The 582-nt window shown below is 73.5% G+C and carries 1 pseudogene; it reads left to right on the top strand.

The features are described 5' to 3' along the window. Nucleotides 1-582: pseudogene (locus tag ACXJKR_RS34250) on the top strand (hypothetical protein); the annotation flags it as partial.

Genomic DNA, 582 nt, shown 5'->3' with positions numbered 1-582 from the left:
ACTACCTGCAGGCGCGCAGCCCCTTCGACATCTACCAGGTCGACCCCGACGGCGCGTCGCTGAAGACCGTCAACTTCCTGCTGACGGCGCAGAACCTCGTCGCCAAGCACCTGGAGATGGGCGCCCACGGCGCCGTCACCTACACCACCGGCGACCGCCAGCCGGTGGCCAACCTGCGCTCCGGTGGCATCGGCGTGTCGCGCCACGGCCGCGCGGGCAGTGTGGGCATCAATGCCGCCACCGCGGCGCTGAACAACGCCGCCATCAAGGCCGGCGGCGCGGCCGCCGCCGCGGTGACGTTGTTCGCCGAGGACGTGCTGCGCGGCTACCGCATCGATGCCTGGGACGCCGCCGACCCCAGGTGGCGCAGCCTCGTGCAGCGCCAAGGCGCTTTTCGCGCGCTGGCCCGTGGCGCGCTGCCCGAGCAGGCAGTGGACCTGCCGGCCGACGAAGGCCATGTGAAGGGTGCATCCGCCACCGCCTCGCCCGGGGCGCCGGACGACCAGTACCTGCACGAGACGCTATTCCGCTGGACCGGCTGGAGCCTGGCCGCGCCGCGCCCGGGGCGCACGCTGCGCAGCG

It is taken from the genome of Roseateles sp. P5_E11 (genome assembly GCF_054049355.1).
This window is presented reverse-complemented; position numbering and strand designations above follow the sequence as displayed.